The organism is Siminovitchia sp. FSL H7-0308, from assembly GCF_037980985.1.
In the GTDB taxonomy this organism is placed as follows: domain Bacteria; phylum Bacillota; class Bacilli; order Bacillales; family Bacillaceae_C; genus Siminovitchia; species Siminovitchia thermophila.
Genome location: NZ_CP150282.1, coordinates 4,158,516 through 4,184,339, shown reverse-complemented (window position 1 = coordinate 4,184,339; position 25,824 = coordinate 4,158,516). Strand labels below are relative to the sequence as shown.

Sequence of the window (25,824 nt, the reverse complement as noted above, 5' to 3'; positions counted from 1 at the left end):
TTTGTATGACTGCTAGGGAGGAAGAAACTATGGCGAAAAGAAAAACAAAGTTCATGTGCCAAAGTTGCGGCTATGAATCACCGAAATGGATGGGCCGCTGCCCAGGCTGTGGCGAGTGGAACCAAATGGTGGAAGAAGTCAATATAACCGGAAAAACGAGACGGGGAGCACTCCATCATACTGCCTCGGATACGACTTCTCAACCTTCGCCTATTACCTCCATTCAAACAGACATAGAGCCCCGCGTTGAGACAAAGTCAACAGAATTCAACCGCGTTTTGGGCGGAGGTGTCGTTCCCGGCTCGCTCGTCCTGATCGGGGGAGATCCAGGAATTGGCAAATCGACCCTTCTGCTCCAAACTTCTTCCCAACTGGCTGAATTGAATAAAAAAGTTCTATATATATCCGGAGAGGAATCGGTGAAACAAACAAAATTGCGAGCCAACCGGCTACATGTCACTTCATCAGAGCTTTACCTTTTTGCTGAAACGAATTTGGAGTTGATTCATCAAACCATTTTAAATTTATCTCCAGATTTTGTAGTGGTGGATTCGATTCAAACCGTCTATCATCCTGAAGTAACTTCTGCACCAGGCAGCGTTTCGCAAGTCCGTGAGTGTACCGGCGAATTAATGAAAATAGCAAAAACGAAAGGAATCGCGATTTTTATCGTTGGACATGTAACGAAAGAAGGAGCGATTGCGGGGCCGCGTCTTTTGGAGCATATGGTTGATACTGTTCTCTATTTTGAAGGAGAACGCCACCACACATACAGGATTTTGCGGGCCGTCAAAAACAGGTTCGGTTCTACGAATGAAATAGGGATTTTTGAAATGAAAGAGTCGGGATTAGAGCAAGTGGAAAATCCTTCGGAAATTTTCCTGGAAGAACGTTCAAAAGGAGCATCTGGTTCAACCGTAGTTGCTTCGATGGAGGGGACAAGGCCTGTCCTTGTAGAGGTTCAAGCCCTGATTTCTCCTACAAGCTATGGAAATCCCCGCCGAATGGCAACAGGTATTGACCATAATCGCGTTTCGCTGCTGATGGCCGTTTTGGAAAAGCGGGTAGGCCTTTTATTGCAAAACCAGGATGCTTATCTCAAAGTGGCTGGAGGAGTAAAACTAGACGAGCCGGCAATTGACCTGGCGGTAGCGGTTAGTATTGCATCGAGTTTTCGCGATCAGCCTACCAGACCCGCGGATTGCCTGATTGGAGAAGTTGGTTTAACAGGGGAGGTAAGGCGCGTATCCCGAATTGAGCAGCGGGTACAGGAAGCTGCAAAGCTGGGATTCACCCGGATATTGGTTCCCGCCAAAAATATCGGAGGCTGGAAGGTTCCGGAAGGGATTCGGCTTATTGGGGTAGATACGGTGGAGGAAGCATTACAGCAAGCATTTCTACCTTCATAATTTACCTAATTGTCATATGTCTGAAATGGAGATGTACCATACTTTTGTTAAAGTAAAAATGAAGAAAAGATAGGTCTTAAAGCTATTTAAGTATAATATTTGAAACCATTTTGCTTTTGAATTCGTAAAATAATCAATTCGTCACGTTTTTAAATCGCTTAATTTGCTTATAATTAAAACAAGGAGGTGAAAGCATGTTAAAGCGAATTGTCCAGGCATGTTTTTTGCTTTTTGGAGGAATGCTTGGCATTTTTCTAGTTCCCGAACTTTTAAAATTGGCATCTCTTGACGAAATTATTTGGATAAATAATACGTTTGTTACTGCTATTTTGGGTGCTATTATTTTTTATATCATTACATTTTGGGCAGTTGACCATGTGGTCAACTTGGTCAAATGGTTTGAAGACCGGATTGTAAAGGCTCCGGTCACTGATATATTGTTTGGAAGTTTGGGTCTTACTTTCGGATTGATCGTTGCATTTTTGGCCGGACTGGCCATCAATCATATTGAGATACCCATTGTGAACGAGTTTGTTCCGATTTTACTTACGCTGTTGCTCGGCTATCTCGGATTTCAAGTCGGGTTTAAAAAGCGCGATGAACTGACGAACTTATTTTCGTTCAACCGATCCGGCAAAAAGAAAGCTGCCGGTGACCTGGGTGAAGATCAAGAACATGCATCAAAAAGGTTGAAAATCCTCGATACGAGTGTCATTATTGATGGGAGAATCGCCGATATTTGCCAAACAGGATTTTTGGAAGGAACTCTTGTTATCCCCCATTTTGTGTTGGCGGAGCTTCAGCATATAGCCGATTCATCCGATGCTTTGAAAAGAAATAGGGGAAGGCGCGGTTTAGATACCCTGAATCGGATACAAAAGGAAGTCGAAATTGAGGTCGAGATGTATGAAGGCGACTTTGAAGATGTTCAGGAAGTGGACAGCAAGCTTGTCAAACTGGCAAAATTATTGAACGGCATCGTTGTAACAAACGATTTTAACTTAAATAAAGTATGTGAGATTCAAAACGTTTCTGTTTTGAACATAAATGATTTGGCAAACGCGGTAAAACCAGTCGTCTTGCCAGGAGAAGAACTCAATGTTCAGGTCATCAAGGACGGAAAAGAGTATAACCAGGGTGTGGCCTATCTTGACGACGGAACGATGATTGTCGTAGAAGAAGGAAGAGACTACATTGGCAAAAGAATTGACGTGGTTGTAACAAGCGTATTGCAAACATCGGCTGGGCGAATGATTTTTGCGAAGCCTAAATTACTGGAAAAAGCGCTATAGACAGGGGTTTGGACTAGGTGGAGTATGATGTCATCATCCCCGCTGCCGGATCGGGTACAAGAATGGGAGCGGGGAAAAACAAATTATTGTTGGAATTAAATGAGCGTCCGATTATTTTGCATACACTCGAGGTGTTTGCAGGAGAACCGGATTGTTCCAAAATGATTGTAGTGATACAACCCAAGGAAGAAAAGATTTTTCGGGAAATGACAGTGGGTTCGCCTTATGAAAAAAAACTGGCGTTTGTGTATGGTGGGGCAGAGCGGCAGCATAGCGTTTATAATGGTTTAAAAGCTGTATCGACGGGCATTGTTTTAGTCCATGACGGCGCCCGCCCATTTATCCGCCGCCCGGTCATTAAACAACTTGTGAGTGAGGCGGTGCGTTCCGGCGCGGCCATCGCAGCGGTGCCTGTAAAAGATACGATTAAACAAGCGGTTGACCATGAAGTTGTTCAAACCATTGACCGTAGCAGCTTGTGGCAAGTACAAACACCACAAGCTTTTCGTTTGCCCATTTTGCAGCAGGCTCACGAATGGGCGAGAGCTGAAGGGTACTTGGGCACGGATGAAGCATCGCTTGTTGAAAAAAAAGGGGATATTTCGATTAAAATCATTAAAAGTGATTACGATAATATAAAAATTACGACCCCTGAGGATTTATATTTTGCCAGAGCCATTTTAGAAAAACGCGCACAACTTGATGGATAGGGAGAGGCTTATATGTTAAGAATTGGACAAGGTTTTGATGTACATCAATTTGCCGACAAACGGCCGCTCATCATTGGCGGAATTGAAATTCCTTATGAAAAAGGGTTAATTGGCCACTCAGATGCAGATGTTCTTCTCCATACGATTGCGGATGCAGCACTGGGAGCCATTGGAGAAGGAGATATTGGCAGGCATTTTCCGGACACTGATATGGCGAATAAAGATTTGGATTCCGCCCTTCTGCTTGAAGATGTTTGGCGGCTTGTCAAACAAAAGGGTTACGATCTTGTAAATGTTGACTGTACCATTATGGCGCAAAAACCGAAAATGGCGCCCTATATTGAACAGATGAGAGAGCGGATCGCCGGTTTGTTGGAGGCGGACAAAGCCCGTGTCAATGTAAAAGCAACGACGACGGAAAAGCTTGGTTTTGTAGGGCGCGGGGAAGGAATTGCCGCCATGGCTGTTTTATTGATTCAAAAAAACAATTAAAGCACGCCACCTTTCAACAAAGGCTAAACTGTTGTAAAATATAAGAAGAATGAAGAGTTTCAAACTTGATTTGGAACTTTGAGGAGGCAGCAAGTGATGTCAAATGACATACGGGTACGCTATGCGCCGAGTCCGACGGGACATCTTCATATCGGAAACGCGCGTACAGCATTATTTAATTATTTGTTTGCCCGCAACAAGGGCGGAAAATTTATTATCAGAATTGAGGATACGGACCAGAAAAGAAATATAGAAGGTGGCGAGCAAAGCCAGCTTACATATTTAAAATGGTTAGGCATTGACTGGGACGAAAGCATTGATAAAGACGGGGGATATGGTCCCTATCGGCAGTCCGAGAGGAATCACATATACGAAGAATATTATAATACTCTTTTGGAACAGGGCTTGGTTTATAAATGCTACTGTACGGAAGAAGAATTGGAAGCGGAGCGCGAAGCGCAAATCGCCCGCAAAGAGATGCCGCGCTATTCCGGGAAATGTCGCCATTTAACAGATGAACAACGGAAACAGCTTGAAGCCGAGGGGCGAAAGCCGAGTGTCCGCTTTAAAGTTCTACCCGGAAAAACGTATACTTTTAAAGATATGGTAAAAGACGAGGTTTCTTTCGATTCTGATGGAATCGGTGATTTCGTCATTGTGAAAAAAGATGGCATTCCGACTTATAACTTCGCGGTTGCTGTTGATGATCATTTAATGGAAATCAGTCATGTGTTGCGCGGAGACGACCATATTTCCAATACTCCGAAGCAGTTGATGGTTTACGAAGCATTTGGCTGGGAACCTCCGGTATTTGGGCATATGACGTTGATCGTTAATGAAAGCCGGAGAAAATTAAGCAAGCGGGATGAGTCGATCATCCAGTTTATTGAACAATACGCCGAATTAGGTTATTTGCCGGAAGCATTATTTAATTTTATTGCGATGCTTGGCTGGTCTCCCGAAGGGGAAGAGGAAATCTTTTCGAAAGAAGAATTTATCGACATTTTTGACGCTAGTCGATTGTCGAAATCTCCAGCATTATTCGACAAGCACAAACTTGCCTGGATGAATAACCAATATATGAAAAAGCTGGATTTGGAGAAAGTAGTCGAATTATCTTTGCCACATCTTCAAAAAGCAGGCTTTATAAGCGAAAAGCCTACTAAAGAAGAAATGGATTGGGCAAGAAAACTGGTTGCCCTGTATCAGGAGCAAATGAGCTATGGTGCAGAAATTGTTGAACTGTCTAAACAATTTTTCCAAAATGACATAGAGTTTGATGATGATGCCAAAGCTGTGTTGGAAGAAGAGCAGGTGCCGGAAGTTCTCCAAGCATTTTATGATCAAATTTCGGTTCTGGAACCATTTGAAGCGGCCGGGATTAAACAGGCAATGAAGAACGTCCAAAAAGCAACTGGCCATAAAGGGAAAAAGCTATTTATGCCGATTCGGGTCGCCGTTACGGGTGCTACCCGCGGCCCTGAATTACCGAATGCCATTGAGCTTTTAGGAAAGGAAAAAGTAAAAAGACGGTTGGAGCGTTTGATTTTTTAACAAAATGCTCAAAATGTAATATATTAAAGTTATAGAAAAAAGCGTTGAAGAGGAAAAGTAAAAAGTCGATGCTGATCAGAGAGAACCGCCGCCGGCTGAGAACGGTTCAAGCCACTCGATTTTTGAAAATGCCCCTCTGAGCCTTGTGCCGAACGGAAATTCCCAGTAGGTCCAAGCGGGTCCCCTTGCCGTTATAAAGGAAGAGCTGGGGTGTAAAGCAATTTGATTGCTGGAATCCAACCAGAGTGGAACCGCGCGAAAAAAGCGTCTCTGATTGATCGGAGGCGTTTTTTGTGTTTCTTAGCGGCAAGCTTATCAATAGAGTGCGATTGGGTATGGGAGCAAGTTTCATTGTCGATGGCAAGGGTTCAATACACGCACTTATAGAGAGGAGTGAAGTCGATGTTCAAGCGAATGAAGGAAGATATTAATACGGTGTTTGATCAAGATCCGGCTGCCCGGTCGGTCGTGGAGGTTGTGTTAACATATTCCGGTTTGCATGCTGTTTGGGCGCATAGGATCGCCCACATGTTCTTCAAAAGAAAGATGTTTTTTATCGCGCGGCTCATTTCTCAAATCAACCGATTTTTTACAGGGATTGAAATACATCCGGGAGCGAAAATAGGCCGCAGATTTTTTATAGACCATGGCATGGGGGTTGTCATTGGGGAAACTTGTGAAATTGGTGATGATGTAACGGTATATCAAGGAGTAACGCTTGGAGGAACAGGGAAGGAAAAAGGAAAGCGGCACCCGACGATCAAAGATCATGCCTTAATTGCGACTGGAGCGAAGGTGCTGGGGAATATTACAATTGGAGAGTATTCAAAAGTGGGAGCCGGATCGGTCGTGTTGAAAGACGTGCCGCCCAACTCAACGGTTGTCGGAATACCTGGACGGGTCGTCATACAGGATGGGGTAAGGCTGAAAAGGGATCTTAACCACAGTGATTTGCCGGATCCCATTGCGGACCGCTGTTCAGCCATGGAAAAGGAAATTGAACGCCTGCAGTCCGAAATTGCTGCAATGAAACGGGAGAGGAGCCATTCGGGATGACAATTAAAATTTATAATACACTAACACGAAAGAAAGAAACATTCATTCCGTTAGAAGAAGGAAAAGTAAAAATGTACGTTTGCGGGCCGACCGTTTACAACTATATTCATATCGGGAATGCCCGGCCTGCAATAGTTTTCGACACAGTTCGCCGCTACTTGGAATACCGCGGCTATGAAGTACACTTCGTATCGAATTTTACGGACGTCGATGACAAAATTATCAAGGCCGCCAAGGAGCTTGGGGTGGACGCTATAACGGTGGCCGAGCGTTTTATCGAGGCATTTTTTGCAGATACATCAGCGCTCGGTTGCAAGAAAGCGGATGCTCATCCGCGCGTAACCGAAAATATGGATGAGATTATCCAGTTTATTGAGGCGCTTATCGAAAAGGGATATGCTTATGAGTCCGGCGGCGATGTATATTTTAGAACAAGAGAGTTTGATGGATACGGGAAGCTTTCCCACCAATCGGTTGACGATTTAAAAGTTGGCGCGCGTATTCAACCGGGGGAGTTAAAAGAGGATCCACTTGATTTTGCGTTATGGAAAGCGGCAAAAGAAGGGGAAATCAGTTGGGATAGTCCATGGGGAAAAGGCCGTCCGGGCTGGCATATCGAGTGTTCCGCCATGGCGAGAAAGTATTTGGGAGATACGATTGATATTCATGCCGGCGGCCAGGACTTGACATTCCCTCACCATGAAAATGAAATCGCCCAATCCGAAGCGCTGACGGGGAAAATGTTTGCTCGCTACTGGATGCATAACGGGTATATTAATATCGAGAATGAAAAAATGTCAAAATCTCTCGGCAACTTTGTCCTCGTCAATGATATTATTAGGGAACATGATCCACAAGTCTTACGGTTTTTCATGCTGTCTGTCCATTACCGCAACCCTATTAACTACTCCGAAGAATTGTTTGCCAATGCGGGAGCAGGATTGGAAAGGCTGAAAACAGCGTATCAAAACTTGAAGCACCGCCATGGGGTCAGCGCCAATTTGGCGGATGGCGATCAGAAGTGGCTTGATCAGATCAAAGCGCTCCATGATGAGTTTATCGAAAAGATGGACGACGACTTTAACACGGCAGATGGTATTTCTGTCCTGTTTGAACTGGCCAAACACGCCAATTACTATTTGAGGGAGAAAAACACCTCAACAACTGTCATAGAGGCCTTCATGAAGGAATTTGAGGAACTTTTTTCCGTGCTCGGATTGGAACTGGAAACCGAAGAATTGCTGGATGAGGAAATTGAACAGTTGATTAAGCAGCGAAATGAGGCGCGGAAAGAACGCAATTTCAAGCTCGCCGATGAAATACGCGACCGTTTAAAGGATATGAACATTATTTTGGAAGATACCGCACAAGGTACTAGATGGAAGCGAGGATAACATGATGCAGCTCCCGCAGCTAAATATAGATTATAAACAACTAAACAGCCTGGCTCTTGCCTATATGGGGGATGCTATTTACGACGTATTTATCAGACGGCACTTGATTGCAAGCGGAAAAACAAGGCCTCATCGGCTTCATTCAGAAGCCACCCGCTTCGTGTCAGCAAAAGCGCAGGCCGCCACGTTGAAAACCTTGGTCGATAATGGATGCCTGAGGGAACAGGAATTAGAGATCATCAGACGCGGCCGAAACGCCAAGTCTGGAACAATCCCGAAAAACACCGATGTCCAAACATACAGGCACAGCACGGCTTTTGAAGCGCTAATCGGATGGCTGTATTTGGCGGATGAGCGGGAGCGGCTTTTTGAAATTGTCCAAATGGCCATCAAGAGCGTTGAAAAAGAGAAAAAAGGAGGCGGCCTGTCATGAGCGGGCAATGGATTGCCGGAAAAAACCCAGTTTTGGAAGCTTTAAAATCCGGTCGCGATATGCATAAAATTTGGATTGCCGAAGGCTCCCAAAAAGGGCAGATGAGGCCAATCATCCAACTAGCAAATGAAAAAAAGGTCCAGATTCAATTTGTTCCAAAACAAAAACTAGATCAAATGACAAAAGAAAATCACCAAGGTGTCATCGCTGAAGTGGCCGCTTATCAATATGCGGAGATTGACGACTTGTTTAAGCGTGCGGAAGAAAAAGGTGAAGATCCTTTTTTTCTCATCTTGGATGAACTGGAGGATCCACATAATTTGGGGTCCATTTTAAGGACAGCCGATGCAACGGGGGTCCACGGCATCATCATTCCGAAAAGGCGGGCGGTTGGCTTGACCGCCACGGTGGCCAAGCTCTCAACTGGTGCGATTGAGCATGTGCCGGTCGCCCGTGTAACGAATATCGCTCGTACGATTGATGAGTTGAAAGACCGCGGGGTTTGGGTGTTTGGAACAGAAGCAAAGAAGAGTCAAGATTACCGCATGATGGATGCCTCTCTTCCTCTTGCGCTCGTCATTGGAAGTGAAGGAAGAGGAATAGGCCGCCTTGTAAAGGAAAAATGTGACTTTTTCATTCATTTGCCAATGGCTGGGCATGTCACTTCATTGAATGCTTCAGTGGCGGCCGCTTTGCTAATGTATGAAGTATACCGGAAGCGACAGCCGCTGCGGGGGTGAAGGAATGGACATCCTTATTGTTGACGGTTACAACATGATCGGAGCATGGCCTGAACTCATTGAATTAAAAAAGAAGGATCTTGCAGCGGCCCGGGACCGGCTTATTGAATTGCTGGCTGATTATCAGGGGTTTACCGGTTTGAAAGTCATTGTCGTCTTTGATGCCTACCATGTACGCGGCAATGAAAAGAAATACTTGAACCATAAGGTGGAGGTCATTTATACAAAATCGGAAGAAACCGCAGATGAGAGAATAGAAAAGCTGGCGATGGAGCTACATCATATCCGCAATAAAATTTACGTGGCGACGTCCGATTTTACAGAGCAATGGGTGATTTTTGGTCAGGGAGCCTTGCGCATTTCCGCTAGGGAACTGTTAAAAGAAATAGAAGATACCGAGCGAAAAATAGAAAGCAGAATCGAAAAAACTCGAGTTCAAGCACCAACTGGAAAAATCATTCTTAGTCAAGATCTGACAGAAATCTTCGAAAAGTGGCGGCGGGGAAAAAAATGACCAGTTGACGTTAGAATTTTCAGTCATGTATAATATTTCTAATCGACGGTTTAAAGGACGGGGGATAAGAGTGATCTCATACATGAAAATTGATCAAGATGTCGGGTTCGATTTGCTAGAAGATGAGGCTTTAATAGAATTAGTCCACAAAGGAGAAAGCGAAGCACTTGATTACCTTATCAAAAAATATCGTAACTTCGTAAGGGCTAAAGCGCGCTCTTATTTTCTAATAGGAGCGGACAGTGAAGATATTATTCAGGAAGGTATGATCGGTCTTTACAAAGCAATTAGGGATTATAAGGAAGAAAAGCTCACCTCGTTTAAAGCTTTTGCGGAGCTATGTATTACACGGCAAATTATTACCGCTATCAAAACTGCCACTCGTCAAAAACATATTCCACTTAACTCCTACGTTTCCTTGGACAAGCCAATTTATGATGAAGATTCTGACCGTACGCTGATGGACGTTATTTCTGGCGCCAAAAATATGGATCCCGAAGAGTTGCTCATTCATCGGGAGAAGTTTAATAGTATTGAAGATAAAATGACCGAGCTTTTAAGCGATCTTGAGAGAAAAGTGCTGGCGCTTTATTTGGATGGAAGGACATATCAGGAAATCTCTGATGAACTCGACCGTCACGTAAAGTCGATAGACAATGCTCTTCAAAGAGTCAAACGGAAGCTGGAACGCTATATGGAATTGCGTGAAATTAGTCTGTAAAAACTCTGTAAAAACTATGTAAAACCCGGCTGTCATGTTGACAGCCTTATTTCTCTATGGTATTTTTTATGAGATATATCGAGATTATAGGTGCTATCATACATGAAGAAAAAAATCACATTGGCCTGCACCGAGTGCGGCTTGCGAAACTATACCACGGACAATTCAAAAGACGGTTCAGACAAGCGGTTAACATTGAAGAAGCATTGCCGGCATTGCAACGCCCACACGCTTCATCAAGAAACGAAGTAATCCGTCGCATTTCATGTTGGAGGTTTGATCCATGTCAAGCATAACTCAATTTTTCCGTAACGTCAGCTCAGAGATGAGAAAAGTAAGCTGGCCGAAGCGGAAAGAACTTACGGGATATACCATCACCGTTATTTCAACTGTTATTATACTTGCCTTATTTTTTGCCGGTATTGATCTAGTCATTTCCAAATCGATTCGCCTTATTCTCGATTTATAAATAATTAATCGATAAACTGTATATAAGCAAACACCGCATGGTATAATGTTATCAATCCTATATTGCACCGTACATCAAAGCCCGATCGACGGGTTTTTTCATTTGGCTTACATTTTACAATTAATAGGGAGGGAAGGACGAACAGTCCTAATCCATGGAAAAAAATTGGTATGTTGTCCACACTTATTCGGGATACGAGAATAAGGTAAAGGCAAATTTGGAAAAAAGGGTAGAATCTATGGGGATGCAAGACAAGATTTTCCGTGTCATCGTTCCCGAAGATGAAGAAACGGCCATGAAAAACGGCAAAAAGAAAACAGTCAAGAAAAAAGTTTTTCCCGGTTATGTGCTCGTGGAAATTATTATGACGGATGACTCATGGTATGTTGTTCGGAACACTCCGGGTGTGACGGGGTTTGTCGGTTCTGCTGGTTCAGGATCAAAGCCGACGCCGCTGTTGCCTGAAGAAATCAACTATATATTAAAGAGAATGGGCCTCGAAAAGACCCAGGTTGATGTCCAGTTTGAACAAGGGGAAACGGTTACGGTAAAAGAAGGCCCGTTTGCCAGTTATACTGGAAAGATAGAGTCATTGGATCAAGATAAGGGGAAAGCGAGAGTTCTTGTCAACATGTTTGGCAGGGAAACGCCCGTGGAACTCGATTTTACCCAAATTGAAAAAATATGATTTTCAACAGCTTGAATTTTGCTGTTAAAAGTGGTAATATTCTTTAGGTTAGTCTGTCTTTAAAAAGACAGCTTTATGAGTGGGAGGGGAAAACCCTATTACCACATCACGGACTTAAGGAGGTGTGTCTCGTGGCTAAAAAAGTCATTAAGGTTGTTAAATTGCAAATCCCTGCTGGAAAAGCGAATCCCGCACCGCCAGTCGGACCGGCGCTCGGTCAGGCAGGTGTGAACATCATGGGCTTCTGTAAAGAGTTTAACGCCCGTACACAAGATCAAGCAGGACTTATTATTCCTGTTGAAATCACAGTGTTTGAGGATCGTTCTTTTACATTCATTACAAAAACTCCACCGGCGGCTGTTTTGCTTAAAAAAGCAGCAGGTATCGACTCTGGTTCCGGTGAACCAAACAAGAATACGGTGGCTGTCATTAAACGTGATAAAGTGAGAGAAATCGCTGAATTAAAAATGCCGGATTTAAATGCGGCGAATGTGGAAGCGGCAATGCTCATGGTTGAAGGCACTGCGCGCAGCATGGGAATCAAGATAGAAGACTGATTGTTGGTGGTTGCAGGATTTTATATCAATCTGCAACCTTCTTCGTGGGAGGTTATTCCGCTATAACCACAATATAGGAGGATATTATAATGGCTAAAAAAGGCAAGAAATATATTGAAGCTTTAAAGCTTGTCGACCGTTCAAAAGCTTATGCAGTTTCCGAAGCGATTGAACTCGTCAAAAAAACAGATCATGCAAAATTTGACGCGACAGTAGAAGTGGCATTCCGCCTCGGGGTAGACCCGAAAAAAGCGGATCAGCAAATTCGCGGTGCTGTTGTACTGCCTAACGGCACTGGTAAAACGCAACGTGTGCTCGTCTTTGCCAAAGGCGAAAAAGCGAAGGAAGCAGAAGCTGCTGGAGCTGACTATGTCGGAGACGCAGAATACATCAATAAAATCAACCAAGGCTGGCTCGACTTTGATGTCGTTGTCGCAACGCCTGATATGATGGGTGAAGTGGGCAAACTTGGACGCACACTCGGTCCCAAAGGCTTAATGCCTAACCCGAAAACAGGAACTGTTACATTTGATGTAGGCAAAGCGGTTAATGAAATCAAAGCGGGTAAAGTAGAGTATCGTTTGGATAAAGCTGGGATTATCCACGTTCCAATCGGCAAAGTGTCCTTTGATTCCGCCAAATTGGAAGAAAACTTCGTTACCATTTTTGACACGCTCTTAAAAGCGAAGCCGGCTGCCGCCAAAGGCACTTACATGAAAAATGTAACGATCACTTCGACAATGGGCCCTGGCATTAAAATTGACCCGACATCTGTTTCTGTCAAAGCATAAGTTGACAATAAACAGTGAATTTGGTAGAATATTTTTGCTGAAAAATTGAATGAAAACATTTGTACCGTAGACAGCAGGTGCCGATAAGCTTAATTTCCTGCCGAGGTCATTGCGATATATTTTTTCAATCTGTCCGAAATGATTGAACGCATTGAAACCTCCAGTCTGCCGCTTGGAGGTTTTTTTATGGTATAAATGTTCATCTGAACTTTGGGAGGTGTAAAGGTGAGCAAAGTAATTGAACAAAAGAAACAAATAGTTGATGAAATTACCGAGAAATTAAAAGCGAGTGTATCTACAGTCATTGTTGACTACCGCGGATTGAACGTTGCCGAAGTAACAGAACTTCGCAAACAGTTGCGTGATGCTGGAGTCGAATATAAAGTTTATAAAAACTCAATGACTCGTCGTGCCGCAGAAGCTGCCGGTCTGGCTGAGCTAAATGAAACATTGGTTGGTCCGAATGCAATTGCGTTCAGTACAGAAGATGTTGTAACACCTGCGAAAATTTTAAATAATTTCGCAAAAGACCATGAAGCTCTGGAAATCAAAGCAGGGGTCATAGAAGGAAACATTGCTACTGTCGAAGACATTAAGGCACTTGCAAATCTTCCTTCCCGCGAAGGCTTACTTTCTATGTTGCTTAGCGTTCTTCAAGCTCCGGTTCGCAACCTCGCGCTTGCTACAAAAGCTGTTGCGGAGCAAAAAGAAGAGCAAGGTGCGTAAAAAAGTAAGGGCGCTTTGCGATCGGCGAAGCATTTTGCGTCAACCAGAGAGGTTATCATTAGGAACCTCATGAATGGAACCGCTGATAGCGCCAAGAAATGGGTACGGAATACAAACGATTTAAATCAAATGATGGAGGAAAAAAATCATGACGAAAGAACAAATTATTGAAGCTGTCAAAGAAATGACAGTTCTTGAATTAAATGAATTAGTAAAAGCCATTGAAGAAGAGTTTGGTGTAACAGCCGCTGCTCCAGTTGCTGTAGCGGGTGGAGCTGCTGCTGGTGAAGCTGCTGCTGAACAAACTGAGTTTGATGTAATCCTAGCAAACGCTGGAGGACAAAAAATCAAAGTAATCAAAGCGGTTCGTGAAATTACAGGTCTTGGCCTGAAAGAAGCGAAAGAGCTTGTTGATAACGCGCCTAAACCAGTCAAAGAAGGTGCATCTAAAGAAGAAGCAGAAGAACTGAAAGCGAAGCTTGAAGAAGCTGGAGCTGAAGTGGAAGTTAAGTAATGATTGTGTTGGGGAAAAGCTCGTCCATTTAAGGCGGGCTTTTTTCGCACGTTCACGGAGGTAGCCAAATGACGGATCATTATTATTCGCGCACGCCGGAAACGGAGAGTGAACCAACCGTTTGGACAGCGGTATTGCGAGGGCATAAATTTCACTTCCAAACAGACCGGGGTGTTTTTTCCAAAAATGAAGTCGATTTTGGTTCCAGGTTGCTCGTCGATTCTTTTTCCATGCCTGAAATAGAAGGGCCTTTGCTTGATGTCGGTTGCGGCTATGGTCCGATTGGATTGAGCATCGCAAAGGAGTATCCCGGAAGACATGTTCACATGATTGATGTAAACGAGCGGGCGCTCAGATTAGCCAAAGAGAATGCCCAAGCAAATCACATTGAAAATGTGAAAATATATGAGAGCTCCGGTTTTCAAAGTATACAGGAAAAAAACTTTGCCGCCATTTTGACGAATCCGCCTATTAGGGCCGGAAAGCAAGTCGTGTTTGCCATATTTGAAGGCAGTTTCTCTCATTTGGCGCCAGGCGGGGAGCTGTGGGTCGTGATCCAAAAGAAGCAAGGCGCACCTTCCACAAAAGTAAAATTAGAAGAGCTTTTTGGCGCTGTGGAAGTTGTCGCCAAGAAAAAAGGATATTTTATTTTTAAAGCAATAAAAATTTGATTCTTCACCACTTTTATGATAGCATTGTAAAATGCCAATATACTGTTCTCCATAAAATGGCCAAAAAGATAATTTTGACGTATAATCAATGGCTTTTATGGAAAAAATGAATAAATATAAGTTTGTCTCGGGTAAATTGTGGTTTTCAAAGCAAAACCATTTTTCTTTTTGTCTGATGATTTGTATCTTCCAGTCTTTTTGGTTGGAAATCAATCATTAAAATGCATGATTTGAGGGGTGAAACAGTTGACAGGTCAACTTGTTCAGTACGGACGGCACCGCAAACGCAGAAGCTTTGCCCGCATTAGTGAAGTATTGGAGCTGCCAAATCTAATTGAAATCCAATCTTCATCCTATCAATGGTTTCTTGATGAGGGCTTAAAGGAAATGTTTCAAGACATCTCCCCAATCGAAGACTTTGCCGGGAACTTATCTTTGGAATTTATTGATTATAGTCTCGGCGAACAGAAATACTCCGTAGAGGAAGCAAAAGAGCGTGATGCCACATACTCTGCGCCGCTTCGGGTCAAATTGCGCCTTTTAAATAAAGAAACAGGCGAAGTAAAAGACCAGGATGTCTTCATGGGTGACTTTCCGTTGATGACAGAAATGGGAACATTTATCATCAATGGAGCAGAACGTGTCATTGTTTCTCAGCTCGTTCGGTCACCGAGCGTTTATTATAGCGCCAAAATTGACAAAAACGGCAAAAAAGGGTTTACGGCCACGGTCATACCAAACCGCGGAGCATGGCTCGAGTATGAAACAGATGCAAAAGATGTAGTGTATGTCCGGATTGATCGGACAAGAAAATTGCCGGTAACGGTTCTTTTGCGCGCACTTGGTTTTGGTTCTGATCAAGAAATCATCGAACTAATCGGAGATAATGACTATTTAAGAAATACGCTTGAAAAAGACAATACGGAGAGCGTGGAAAAAGCGCTTCTCGAAATTTATGAACGCCTTCGTCCAGGCGAGCCCCCAACAGTGGAAAATGCCAAAAGCTTGCTGATCTCCCGTTTCTTTGATCCAAAAAGATACGACTTGGCGAATGTTGGACGTTATAAAATCAATAAAAAACTCCATATAAAGAACCGATTGTTCGGACAACGGCTCGCCGAAACGCTTGCCGATCCGGAAACAGGTGAAATCATCGCGGAAAAAGGAGCGATCCTTGACCGCCGCACGTTGGATAAATTGATCCCATTCCTTGAAAAGGGAGCAGGATTTAAAACATACAATAGTCATGGCGGCGTAGTGGAAGATGATATCATCGTGCAAACAGTTAAAATATATGCTCCTAACGATGACGAAGAAAAAGTCATTAATGTAATAGGAAATGCCTTTATTGAAGAAGAAATCAAAAATATTACGCCTGCCGATATTATTGCATCCATCAGCTATTTCTTTGATTTGCTGTATGGTGTCGGCGATACGGACGATATTGACCATTTGGGAAACCGGCGTTTAAGGTCTGTCGGAGAATTGCTTCAAAACCAATTCAGAATCGGTTTGTCCCGTATGGAGCGAGTTGTACGCGAGCGTATGTCCATACAGGACATTAATACGATCACCCCACAGCAATTAATCAATATACGCCCGGTCATTGCTTCTATTAAAGAATTTTTCGGAAGCTCCCAGTTATCACAATTCATGGACCAGACGAATCCGCTTGCGGAATTAACGCATAAGCGCAGGCTGTCGGCACTTGGACCAGGTGGTTTAACCCGTGAGCGTGCGGGCATGGAAGTCCGAGATGTCCACTATTCCCACTATGGACGCATGTGTCCGATTGAAACGCCTGAGGGCCCGAACATCGGCTTAATCAACTCGCTCTCCACTTATGCGAAAGTCAACCGCTTCGGTTTTATTGAAACACCGTACCGCCGGATCGATCCCGAGACGGGGCTTGTCACGGATCGCATTGATTATTTGACAGCCGATGAAGAGGACAACTACGTTGTTGCACAAGCAAATGCTCTACTGGATGAAAATGGCGCCTTTGTCAATGAGGAAGTGATTGCCCGTTTCCGTGGAGAAAATACAGTTGTTAAAAGAGAGCGTGTCGACTATATGGACGTCTCTCCAAAACAAGTTGTATCTGCTGCAACAGCGTGTATCCCGTTCTTGGAAAACGATGACTCCAACCGCGCGTTGATGGGTGCGAACATGCAGAGGCAAGCTGTTCCGCTTATGAAGCCGGAAGCTCCGCTTGTCGGAACTGGAATGGAATATGTTTCAGCAAAAGATTCGGGCGCGGCCGTTATTTGTAAACATGACGGCGTTGTCGAACATATTGAAGCGCGGGAAATCTGGGTGCGTCGCATTCAAACACTCGACGGCGTAGAAGTCAAAGGCGACCTTGATAAATATCGCCTGCTTAAGTTTATCCGTTCCAACCAGGGAACTTGTTACAATCAGCGCCCAATTGTAAGTGTCGGCGATCATGTAACGAAAGGCGAAATCCTTGCAGACGGACCTTCCATGGATCAAGGGGAACTCGCCCTTGGCCGCAACGTCCTAGTCGCATTCATGACATGGGAAGGCTACAACTATGAGGATGCCATTATTATGAGTGAACGTCTTGTAAAAGACGATGTATATACATCCATTCATATTGAAGAATATGAATCCGAGGCCCGCGATACGAAACTTGGCCCCGAAGAAATGACAAGAGACATTCCAAATGTTGGGGAAGAGGCTCTTAAAAATCTCGATGAACGCGGTATTATCCGCATTGGTGCGGAAGTCAAAGACGGCGATTTGCTCGTCGGCAAGGTGACCCCAAAAGGCGTTACCGAATTAACCGCTGAGGAACGCCTCCTTCATGCCATTTTTGGGGAGAAAGCGCGTGAAGTCCGCGATACGTCACTCAGAGTACCGCACGGCGGAGGCGGGATTGTTCTTGATGTAAAAGTTTTCAACCGTGAAGACGGTGACGAATTGGCTCCTGGAGTAAACCAGCTTGTTAGAGTGTACATTGTCCAGAAGAGAAAGATCTCCGAAGGAGATAAAATGGCTGGACGCCACGGAAACAAAGGGGTCATTTCCCGAATATTGCCTGAAGAGGATATGCCGTTTATGCCTGACGGCACCCCAGTGGATGTCATGCTTAACCCGCTCGGAGTTCCATCAAGGATGAACATCGGGCAAGTATTGGAACTACACCTGGGAATGGCGGCAAGAAATCTCGGCCTGCACATGGCTTCACCCGTTTTTGATGGAGCCACTGAAGAAGACGTTTGGGATACGATTGAAGAAGCCGGTATGGCTTCTGACGCAAAAACAGTCCTATACGATGGAAGGACGGGAGAACCGTTTGATACGAGAGTTTCCGTCGGTGTCATGTATATGCTGAAATTGGCTCACATGGTTGACGACAAACTGCATGCCCGTTCCACCGGGCCATACTCACTCGTTACACAGCAGCCGCTCGGCGGTAAGGCCCAATTTGGCGGCCAGCGTTTCGGCGAGATGGAAGTATGGGCACTGGAAGCATATGGAGCTGCTTATACGCTTCAGGAAATCTTGACAGTCAAGTCCGACGATGTTGTCGGTCGCGTTAAAACATATGAGGCAATTGTTAAGGGGGAGAATGTACCGGAACCGGGCGTCCCTGAATCATTCAAAGTATTGATCAAAGAATTGCAAAGCCTCGGAATGGACGTCAAAATTTTATCGGGTGACGAACAGGAGATTGAAATGCGCGAGCTTGAGGATGAAGATGACGTTCATCAAGCAGATACGTTAAACATTGCCCCGGAAACCAAAGTGGAAGAAACAGCTGCGACAAAGGAATAATCAATTCGTCAAGGCAATAAGGGTTAAACCTGATAGGAAAAGGGAGGTAGGCCCCTTGTTGGATGTAAACAATTTTGAGTATATGAAAATAGGCCTTGCTTCACCAGATAAGATTCGTTCATGGTCGTATGGGGAAGTGAAAAAGCCGGAAACGATCAACTATAGAACACTTAAGCCAGAAAAAGACGGCCTTTTCTGTGAGCGTATTTTCGGACCGACGAAGGATTGGGAGTGTCATTGCGGTAAATACAAGCGTGTACGTTACAAAGGCGTTGTTTGTGATCGGTGCGGCGTTGAAGTAACAAGGGCGAAAGTTCGCCGCGAGCGCATGGGCCATATTGAGCTCGCCGCTCCCGTCTCTCACATTTGGTATTTTAAAGGGATTCCGAGCCGAATGGGGCTTCTCCTTGATATGTCACCAAGAGCGTTGGAAGAAATTATTTACTTCGCATCTTATGTTGTGACAGATCCGGGAGATACGACTCTAGAAAAGAAACAACTTTTATCTGAAAGGGAATACCGTGCGTACCGTGAAAAATATGGAACGCAATTCCATGCATCCATGGGCGCAGAAGCGATCAAAAAGCTTTTGCAGGATATCGATCTTGACAAAGAAGTGGATCAACTAAAAGAAGAGCTGAAAACGGCGCAGGGCCAGCGTCGTACGCGCGCCATCAGGCGTCTTGAGGTACTGGAAGCTTTTCGACATTCCGGAAATCATCCGGACTGGATGGTGCTCGATGTGCTACCGGTTATTCCTCCTGAACTGCGCCCCATGGTGCAGCTGGAGGGCGGCCGCTTTGCAACTTCAGATTTGAACGATTTATACCGGCGGGTTATTAACCGAAATAATCGCCTAAAACGGCTATTAGATTTGGGCGCTCCGGGTATTATCGTACAAAATGAAAAGCGGATGCTTCAAGAAGCGGTAGATGCTTTGATTGACAACGGCCGAAGAGGGCGCCCGGTAACGGGGCCTGGAAACCGCCCGCTTAAATCACTTTCCCACATGTTGAAAGGAAAGCAAGGACGTTTTCGTCAAAACTTGCTCGGTAAGCGTGTTGACTACTCAGGACGTTCGGTTATTGTTGTAGGCCCGAACCTGAAAATGTACCAGTGCGGGCTTCCGAAAGAAATGGCTCTTGAACTGTTCAAACCTTTTGTCATGAAAGAGCTTGTGGAAAAAGGTCTTGCACACAATATAAAAAGCGCAAAACGCAAAATCGAACGAGTTCATCCCGAGGTTTGGGATGTACTTGAGGAAGTAATTCGGGAACATCCGGTTCTATTGAACCGCGCGCCGACATTACACAGACTTGGAATCCAAGCATTTGAGCCGACACTTGTAGAAGGCAGAGCTATTCGCCTTCACCCACTTGTTTGTACGGCTTACAATGCGGACTTTGATGGCGACCAAATGGCTGTACACGTGCCGCTTTCGGCTGAAGCGCAGGCTGAAGCAAGGTTGCTGATGCTCGCGGCCCAAAACATCCTGAATCCAAGGGACGGAAAACCGGTCGTTACGCCATCACAAGACATGGTTCTCGGCAACTATTATTTGACACTTGAGCGTGAAGGTGCCATGGGCGAAGGAATGATTTTTACCGATCAGAATGAGGCGCTTCTTGCGTACCATAACGGTTACGTACATCTTCATTCCCGGATCGCCATTCATGCCGAGGCGCTGAAGAACGAAAGGTTTACAGACGAACAGCGTAAGAAATTGCTTATTACAACTGTCGGGAAAGTCATTTTCAACGAGATTTTACCACCTTCGTTCCCGTTCATTAACGAACCGACGATCGAGAATTTGGAAGGAAATACCCCTGACAAATACTTTGTTTCTCCAACAGAGAACGTTCGTGAATATATTAAAAAGCAACCGATCGTGCAGCCGTTCAAGAAAAAAATACTCGGTAACATCATTTCGGAAATCTTTAAGAGATTCAAGATTACCGAAACCTCCAAAATGCTTGACCGGATGAAGAATCTCGGCTTCAGATATTCTACAAAAGCCGGAATTACTGTTGGTGTTTCTGACATTGTTGTTTTGGCAGAAAAAGAGACGATTTTGGAAGAGGCTCAAAAGAAAGTCGATAATGTCATGAAGCAATTCAAGCGTGGTTTGATTACAGATGAAGAGCGCTATGACCGTGTTATTTCCATTTGGAGCGCAGCGAAAGACGATATACAAGATAAATTGATGGAATCTCTTGATAACCTGAACCCGATCTACATGATGAGTGATTCCGGTGCCCGTGGTAACCCGTCCAACTTTACCCAGCTGGCAGGAATGCGCGGGCTGATGGCGAACCCGGCTGGACGAATCATTGAACTTCCGATCAAATCAAGCTTCCGTGAAGGATTGACGGTACTCGAGTACTTTATTTCAACACACGGAGCTCGTAAAGGTTTGGCGGATACAGCGCTTAAGACTGCCGACTCCGGATACTTGACAAGGCGTCTCGTCGATGTAGCTCAAGACGTCATTGTTCGTGAGGATGACTGTGGAACAGACCGCGGACTTCTCGTAGGGGCACTAAAAGACGGATCCGAAGAAATTGAGTCCCTGGAAGAGAGGTTGATTGGCCGCTTTTCTCGCAAGAAGATCGTTCATCCTGAAACAGGAGAAGTCATCATGAGAGAAAATACGTTGATTACCGAGGATTCGGCCAAGGAAATCGTCAACGCAGGCATTGAAAAAGTATGGATTCGCTCTGCATTTACGTGTAACACGCGCCACGGTGTATGTAAAAAATGTTATGGCCGCAACCTGGCCACCGGTTCTGTTGTTGATGTGGGAGAAGCGGTCGGAATCATCGCTGCCCAATCGATTGGTGAGCCTGGTACCCAGCTAACAATGAGAACATTCCATACCGGGGGTGTGGCGGGGGACGATATCACGCAAGGTCTTCCTCGTATTCAAGAGTTGTTTGAAGCGAGAAATCCGAAAGGGCAGGCGGTTATCTCGGAAATCAGCGGCGTTGTTACTGCCATTAACGAAGGTCGTGACCGTCAGCACGAAATCGTCGTCCAAGGCGAAATCGAAAGCAAAACGTACAATGCTCCTTATACGGCCCGCTTGAGTGTTGCCGTCAATGATCGCGTGGAGCGAGGGCAGGAATTGACTGAAGGGTCGATTGATCCTAAAGAACTTCTGCGCGCGCGCGATGTTGCCGCAGTACAAGAATATCTGTTGCTTGAAGTACAAAAGGTTTACCGTATGCAAGGTGTTGAAATTGGGGATAAGCATATTGAGGTAATGGTGCGGCAAATGCTCCGCAAAGTCAGAGTAACCGACGCAGGGGATACAGACGTACTGCCTGGAACGCTTCTTGACATTCATCAGTTTACAGATGCAAATGAAAAAGCCCTCTTGGAAGGGAAAACGCCGGCAATCGGCCGTCCGATTTTGCTTGGTATTACGAAAGCATCACTTGAAACTGATTCATTCTTGTCTGCCGCTTCCTTCCAGGAAACGACACGAGTCCTGACCGATGCCGCCATCAAAGGCAAGCGGGATGAACTGCTCGGGTTAAAAGAAAATGTCATTATTGGAAAACTCGTTCCTGCAGGAACAGGCATGCAGCGTTACAGGAAAGCAAGAGCCGTAGTTGAGGAGCGGGAAGAAACAGTAAACGTGGAATCACAATAATCAATAACAACAATCCGCCAGCTTTCAGGCTGGCGGGTTATATCAATAAATTTCTCTGATTTATGTTGACATTGAAAATATCAGATGATAATATATTCAAGGTGATCCTATCATTAACCTGTTACTTTGGAGGATATACACATTGTCTTATGAAAAAGTGTCACAGGCTACAAATGTAATTATAGGAACAAAGCAAACGTTGAGAGCTCTGAAGTCCGGACACGTGATTGAAGTAATTGTCGCCGAGGATGCAGATCCGCGCATCATCGGAAACATCATTCAAACCGCCAACGAAGCGAATGTGCCCGTTACAAAAGTCGACTCGATGAAACGGTTGGGCAAAGCGTGCGGAATTGAAGTGGGAGCGGCAACCGTTGCTATTACTCACTAATGGTGTTTTTGCAGGAAACCAATATCTGCAAAAACTTGTTTTTTGCCTAAAAAAGAACCACCTGGATGTGTGGGACTAGTAAAATCATGAAAGGAGGAGCAAACAGTGCCTACAATCAATCAATTGGTTCGTAAGCCAAGAAAGTCTAAAGTAACTACTTCTGACTCTCCTGCGCTGAATAAAGGATACAACAGCTTTAAGAAAACAACGACTGACGTATCATCCCCTCAAAAACGCGGTGTATGTACTCGTGTAGGAACAATGACGCCTAAAAAGCCGAACTCTGCACTTCGTAAATATGCCCGTGTCCGTTTGACTAATGGAATTGAGGTAACTGCATACATTCCTGGAATAGGGCATAACCTGCAAGAACACAGCGTTGTGTTGATCCGCGGCGGACGTGTTAAAGACTTGCCAGGTGTACGTTACCATATTGTACGCGGTGCTCTTGACACTGCTGGCGTGGAAAACCGTGCACAAAGCCGTTCGAAATACGGAACAAAACGCCCTAAAGACAAAAAATAATCGATCATTCTACAATGTTTTAACGAATCGCGAAAGGAGGAAACTCAATGCCACGTAAAGGATCTGTTCCCAAGAGGGATGTTCTCCCTGATCCGATCTATAACTCTAAGCTTGTTACTCGTTTGATCAACAAACTTATGATAGACGGAAAAAGAGGAAAAGCACAGTCTATCCTATATTCAGCATTCGATATTGTTCAAGAAAAATCCGGCAAAGACCCAATGGAAGTGTTTGAACAGGCGCTTAAAAACATCATGCCTGTATTGGAAGTAAGAGCTCGCCGTGTTGGTGGCGCCAACTACCAAGTGCCGATAGAAGTACGCCCAGAGCGCCGATCTACGCTTGGATTGCGCTGGTTAGTAAACTACGCCCGCCTTCGTGGAGAAAAAACAATGGAAGAGCGTTTGGCGAATGAAATTCTTGATGCTGCCAACAACAGCGGCGCTTCAGTTAAAAAGCGTGAAGACACTCATAAAATGGCGGAAGCGAACAGAGCGTTTGCTCATTATCGCTGGTAAGCATAAAAAGATTTTTACCACTAATCATTTATACATTCCAGGAAGGAGAAATACGAGATGCCTAGAGAGTTCTCCTTAGAAAAGACTCGTAATATCGGAATCATGGCTCACATTGATGCCGGTAAAACAACAACAACAGAGCGCATACTTTTCTATACGGGACGCATTCATAAAGTGGGTGAGACTCACGAAGGTGCCTCGCAAATGGACTGGATGGAGCAGGAACAGGAACGCGGTATTACGATTACATCCGCTGCTACAACGGCAGAGTGGAAAGGTTACCGTGTCAACATTATCGATACTCCTGGCCACGTAGACTTCACAGTTGAAGTTGAACGTTCTTTGCGGGTCCTTGATGGCGCCGTAACTGTTCTTGACGCCCAGTCAGGTGTCGAGCCGCAAACAGAAACAGTTTGGCGGCAGGCGACAACTTACGGTGTACCACGTATCGTCTTTGTAAATAAAATGGACAAAATTGGCGCTGACTTTGAGTATGCGATCAAAACAATCCATGACCGATTACAGGCAAATGCCCATGCAATTCAGCTTCCTATAGGTGCAGAAGACAATTTTAGGGGTATAGTGGACCTTGTGGAAATGAAGGCGTGGATTTATGAAGGCGACGTGCTAGATGCAACCGAATCTGAAATTCCTGATGACTTGAAAGATAAAGCAGAGGAAATGCGCGCCAACTTAATAGAAGCCGTATCCGATTTTGATGAAGAACTCATGATGAAATATCTTGAGGGCGAAGAAATTACGACTGAAGAGTTGAAAGCAGCTATTCGTGCTGCAACACTAAAAGTTGAATTCTATCCTGTTCTTTGCGGAACAGCCTTCAAAAATAAGGGCGTTCAGCCAGTTCTTGATGCAGTTATTGACTACTTGCCAGCTCCTACGGATATCGAGTCCATTAAAGGAATTGTGCCGGGAACGGAGGAAGAGGTAGAGCGTCATGCCGATGACAACGAACCTTTTTCCGCTCTTGCATTTAAAGTCATGACAGACCCATATGTAGGACGCCTTACATTCTTCCGGGTATATTCCGGAACGCTTGAGTCCGGCTCTTACGTTCAAAACTCAACAAAAGGCAAACGCGAACGGATCGGACGCATCCTGCAAATGCATGCGAACCACCGTGAAGAAATTTCAACTGCTTACAGCGGTGATATTGCCGCGGCAGTAGGCTTAAAAGATACGAGCACAGGCGACACTCTTTGTGACGAGAAAAACCTCGTTATCTTGGAGTCCATGGAATTCCCAGAGCCGGTCATTGAAGTTGCGATCGAACCCAAGTCAAAGGCCGATCAAGACAAAATGGGCGCTGCTCTTGCCAAACTTCAAGAAGAGGACCCGACTTTCCGTGCAGAAACGAACCCTGAGACAGGCCAAGTTATTATTGCCGGAATGGGTGAGCTTCACCTTGACATTATCGTTGACCGCTTAAAGCGGGAGTTTAAAGTTGAAGCAAATGTTGGTGCGCCGCAAGTTTCTTATCGTGAAACTTTCCGTTCCACAGCTCAAGTGGAAGGAAAATTTGTACGCCAATCTGGTGGACGCGGCCAGTACGGGCACGTCTGGATCGAGTTTTCACCGCTTGAAGAAGGCGAAGGCTTTGAATTTGAAAATGCCATCGTCGGGGGTGTTGTTCCTCGTGAATATATTCCAGCGGTTCAGGCCGGCCTGGAAGATGCGATGAGCAACGGAATTTTGGCGGGATACCCGCTCATCGACATAAAAGCCAAATTGTACGATGGTTCATACCACGATGTTGACTCAAGTGAAATGGCCTTTAAAATCGCAGCTTCACTCGCTTTAAGAAATGCTGCGAAAAAATGTAACCCGGTTATCTTGGAACCAATCATGAAAGTTGAAGTCATTGTACCTGAAGAATATCTAGGTGATATTATGGGTGACGTTACTTCCCGCCGCGGCCGTGTTGAAGGAATGGAAGCAAGAGGAAATGCACAGGTTGTAAGAGCATTTGTCCCTCTTTCCGAAATGTTCGGATATGCGACAACCCTTCGTTCTAACACACAAGGGCGTGGAACGTATACAATGCACTTTGATCACTATGAAGAAGTACCTAAATCAATTGCTGAAGAGATTATCAAAAAAAATAGCGGTGAATAATTGATTTTACAACGTCTATCAAGTATAACTACTTATAGATGTCCGGGCAGCTTTAAAGACGGGAATCCTC

General features: G+C 44.8%; 25 protein-coding genes and 1 other annotated feature. All 25 genes read left to right on the top strand.

Annotation, left to right across the window (positions count from 1 at the left end):
* The first annotated feature begins 29 nt into the window (after window positions 1-29).
* Window positions 30-1,409, top strand: coding sequence for a DNA repair protein RadA (gene radA, locus MHB50_RS19590; protein ID WP_077111519.1), 1,380 nt, complete (start codon window positions 30-32; stop codon window positions 1,407-1,409).
* A gap of 194 nt (window positions 1,410-1,603) precedes the next feature.
* Window positions 1,604-2,701, top strand: coding sequence for a PIN/TRAM domain-containing protein (locus MHB50_RS19585; RefSeq protein ID WP_339160572.1), 1,098 nt, complete (start codon window positions 1,604-1,606; stop codon window positions 2,699-2,701).
* 17 nt (window positions 2,702-2,718) lie between these two features.
* Complete coding sequence (ispD, locus tag MHB50_RS19580; RefSeq protein WP_077111521.1) at window positions 2,719-3,411, top strand: 2-C-methyl-D-erythritol 4-phosphate cytidylyltransferase; 693 nt, start codon at window positions 2,719-2,721, stop codon at window positions 3,409-3,411.
* Window positions 3,412-3,423: 12 nt separating this feature from the next.
* A complete protein-coding gene (gene ispF, locus MHB50_RS19575; protein ID WP_077111522.1) occupies window positions 3,424-3,903 on the top strand; it encodes a 2-C-methyl-D-erythritol 2,4-cyclodiphosphate synthase in 480 nt (159 codons plus the stop codon).
* A 96-nt stretch (window positions 3,904-3,999) separates the two neighbouring features.
* Window positions 4,000-5,457: a glutamate--tRNA ligase gene (gltX, locus tag MHB50_RS19570; RefSeq protein ID WP_077111523.1), complete on the top strand. Its 1,458-nt coding sequence runs from the start codon at window positions 4,000-4,002 to the stop codon at window positions 5,455-5,457.
* Window positions 5,458-5,859: 402 nt separating this feature from the next.
* Window positions 5,860-6,513, top strand: coding sequence for a serine O-acetyltransferase (gene cysE, locus MHB50_RS19565; RefSeq protein ID WP_077111524.1), 654 nt, complete (start codon window positions 5,860-5,862; stop codon window positions 6,511-6,513).
* Window positions 6,510-7,907 (top strand): cysteine--tRNA ligase, encoded by a 1,398-nt coding sequence (gene cysS, locus MHB50_RS19560; RefSeq protein ID WP_077111525.1) that lies wholly within the window; start codon window positions 6,510-6,512, stop codon window positions 7,905-7,907. The genes cysE and cysS overlap by 4 nt, the downstream gene beginning before the upstream one ends.
* A 4-nt stretch (window positions 7,908-7,911) precedes the next feature.
* Complete coding sequence (locus MHB50_RS19555; RefSeq protein ID WP_077111606.1) at window positions 7,912-8,340, top strand: Mini-ribonuclease 3; 429 nt, start codon at window positions 7,912-7,914, stop codon at window positions 8,338-8,340.
* Window positions 8,337-9,080, top strand: coding sequence for a 23S rRNA (guanosine(2251)-2'-O)-methyltransferase RlmB (gene rlmB, locus MHB50_RS19550; RefSeq protein ID WP_077111526.1), 744 nt, complete (start codon window positions 8,337-8,339; stop codon window positions 9,078-9,080). Before MHB50_RS19555 ends, rlmB begins: the two co-directional genes overlap by 4 nt.
* Window positions 9,081-9,084: 4 nt before the next feature.
* A complete protein-coding gene (locus MHB50_RS19545) occupies window positions 9,085-9,594 on the top strand; it encodes an NYN domain-containing protein (protein WP_077111527.1) in 510 nt (169 codons plus the stop codon).
* A gap of 82 nt (window positions 9,595-9,676) precedes the next feature.
* On the top strand, window positions 9,677-10,315 hold the full coding sequence (gene sigH / locus MHB50_RS19540) for an RNA polymerase sporulation sigma factor SigH (protein ID WP_077111528.1): 639 nt from the start codon (window positions 9,677-9,679) through the stop codon (window positions 10,313-10,315).
* Between the two features lie 102 nt (window positions 10,316-10,417).
* Window positions 10,418-10,567 carry a 50S ribosomal protein L33 gene (rpmG, locus tag MHB50_RS19535; protein ID WP_077111529.1) on the top strand — a complete coding sequence of 50 codons (150 nt, stop codon included), beginning with the start codon at window positions 10,418-10,420 and terminating at the stop codon, window positions 10,565-10,567.
* Window positions 10,568-10,598: 31 nt separating this feature from the next.
* A complete protein-coding gene (gene secE / locus MHB50_RS19530) occupies window positions 10,599-10,784 on the top strand; it encodes a preprotein translocase subunit SecE (protein WP_077111530.1) in 186 nt (61 codons plus the stop codon).
* A gap of 154 nt (window positions 10,785-10,938) precedes the next feature.
* Complete coding sequence (nusG, locus tag MHB50_RS19525) at window positions 10,939-11,472, top strand: transcription termination/antitermination protein NusG (protein WP_077111531.1); 534 nt, start codon at window positions 10,939-10,941, stop codon at window positions 11,470-11,472.
* Between the two features lie 131 nt (window positions 11,473-11,603).
* Window positions 11,604-12,029, top strand: a complete 426-nt coding sequence (rplK, locus tag MHB50_RS19520; RefSeq protein WP_139345628.1) for a 50S ribosomal protein L11 — start codon at window positions 11,604-11,606, stop codon at window positions 12,027-12,029.
* Between the two features lie 89 nt (window positions 12,030-12,118).
* Complete coding sequence (rplA, locus tag MHB50_RS19515) at window positions 12,119-12,820, top strand: 50S ribosomal protein L1 (RefSeq protein ID WP_077111533.1); 702 nt, start codon at window positions 12,119-12,121, stop codon at window positions 12,818-12,820.
* A gap of 46 nt (window positions 12,821-12,866) precedes the next feature.
* Window positions 12,867-13,014 (top strand) — a sequence feature (ribosomal protein L10 leader region).
* Between the two features lie 31 nt (window positions 13,015-13,045).
* Entirely contained in the window at window positions 13,046-13,546 is a 501-nt protein-coding gene (rplJ, locus tag MHB50_RS19510) for a 50S ribosomal protein L10 (RefSeq protein WP_077111534.1), read from the top strand.
* A 148-nt stretch (window positions 13,547-13,694) separates the two neighbouring features.
* The gene (gene rplL, locus MHB50_RS19505) at window positions 13,695-14,060 is read left to right on the top strand and encodes a 50S ribosomal protein L7/L12 (protein WP_077111535.1); all 366 of its coding nucleotides are present in this window, start codon (window positions 13,695-13,697) and stop codon (window positions 14,058-14,060) included.
* A gap of 68 nt (window positions 14,061-14,128) precedes the next feature.
* Window positions 14,129-14,731, top strand: a complete 603-nt coding sequence (locus MHB50_RS19500; RefSeq protein ID WP_077111536.1) for a class I SAM-dependent methyltransferase — start codon at window positions 14,129-14,131, stop codon at window positions 14,729-14,731.
* A gap of 246 nt (window positions 14,732-14,977) precedes the next feature.
* Window positions 14,978-18,532, top strand: a complete 3,555-nt coding sequence (gene rpoB / locus MHB50_RS19495; protein ID WP_077111537.1) for a DNA-directed RNA polymerase subunit beta — start codon at window positions 14,978-14,980, stop codon at window positions 18,530-18,532.
* Window positions 18,533-18,587: 55 nt separating this feature from the next.
* Window positions 18,588-22,187, top strand: coding sequence for a DNA-directed RNA polymerase subunit beta' (rpoC, locus tag MHB50_RS19490; RefSeq protein WP_205180088.1), 3,600 nt, complete (start codon window positions 18,588-18,590; stop codon window positions 22,185-22,187).
* A 142-nt stretch (window positions 22,188-22,329) separates the two neighbouring features.
* Entirely contained in the window at window positions 22,330-22,578 is a 249-nt protein-coding gene (locus MHB50_RS19485) for a 50S ribosomal protein L7ae-like protein (protein WP_077111539.1), read from the top strand.
* Between the two features lie 105 nt (window positions 22,579-22,683).
* The gene (rpsL, locus tag MHB50_RS19480; RefSeq protein WP_077111540.1) at window positions 22,684-23,103 is read left to right on the top strand and encodes a 30S ribosomal protein S12; all 420 of its coding nucleotides are present in this window, start codon (window positions 22,684-22,686) and stop codon (window positions 23,101-23,103) included.
* Between the two features lie 47 nt (window positions 23,104-23,150).
* Complete coding sequence (gene rpsG / locus MHB50_RS19475; RefSeq protein ID WP_077111541.1) at window positions 23,151-23,621, top strand: 30S ribosomal protein S7; 471 nt, start codon at window positions 23,151-23,153, stop codon at window positions 23,619-23,621.
* Between the two features lie 57 nt (window positions 23,622-23,678).
* Window positions 23,679-25,754, top strand: coding sequence for an elongation factor G (fusA, locus tag MHB50_RS19470; RefSeq protein WP_077111542.1), 2,076 nt, complete (start codon window positions 23,679-23,681; stop codon window positions 25,752-25,754).
* The last annotated feature ends 70 nt before the right edge of the window (window positions 25,755-25,824 follow it).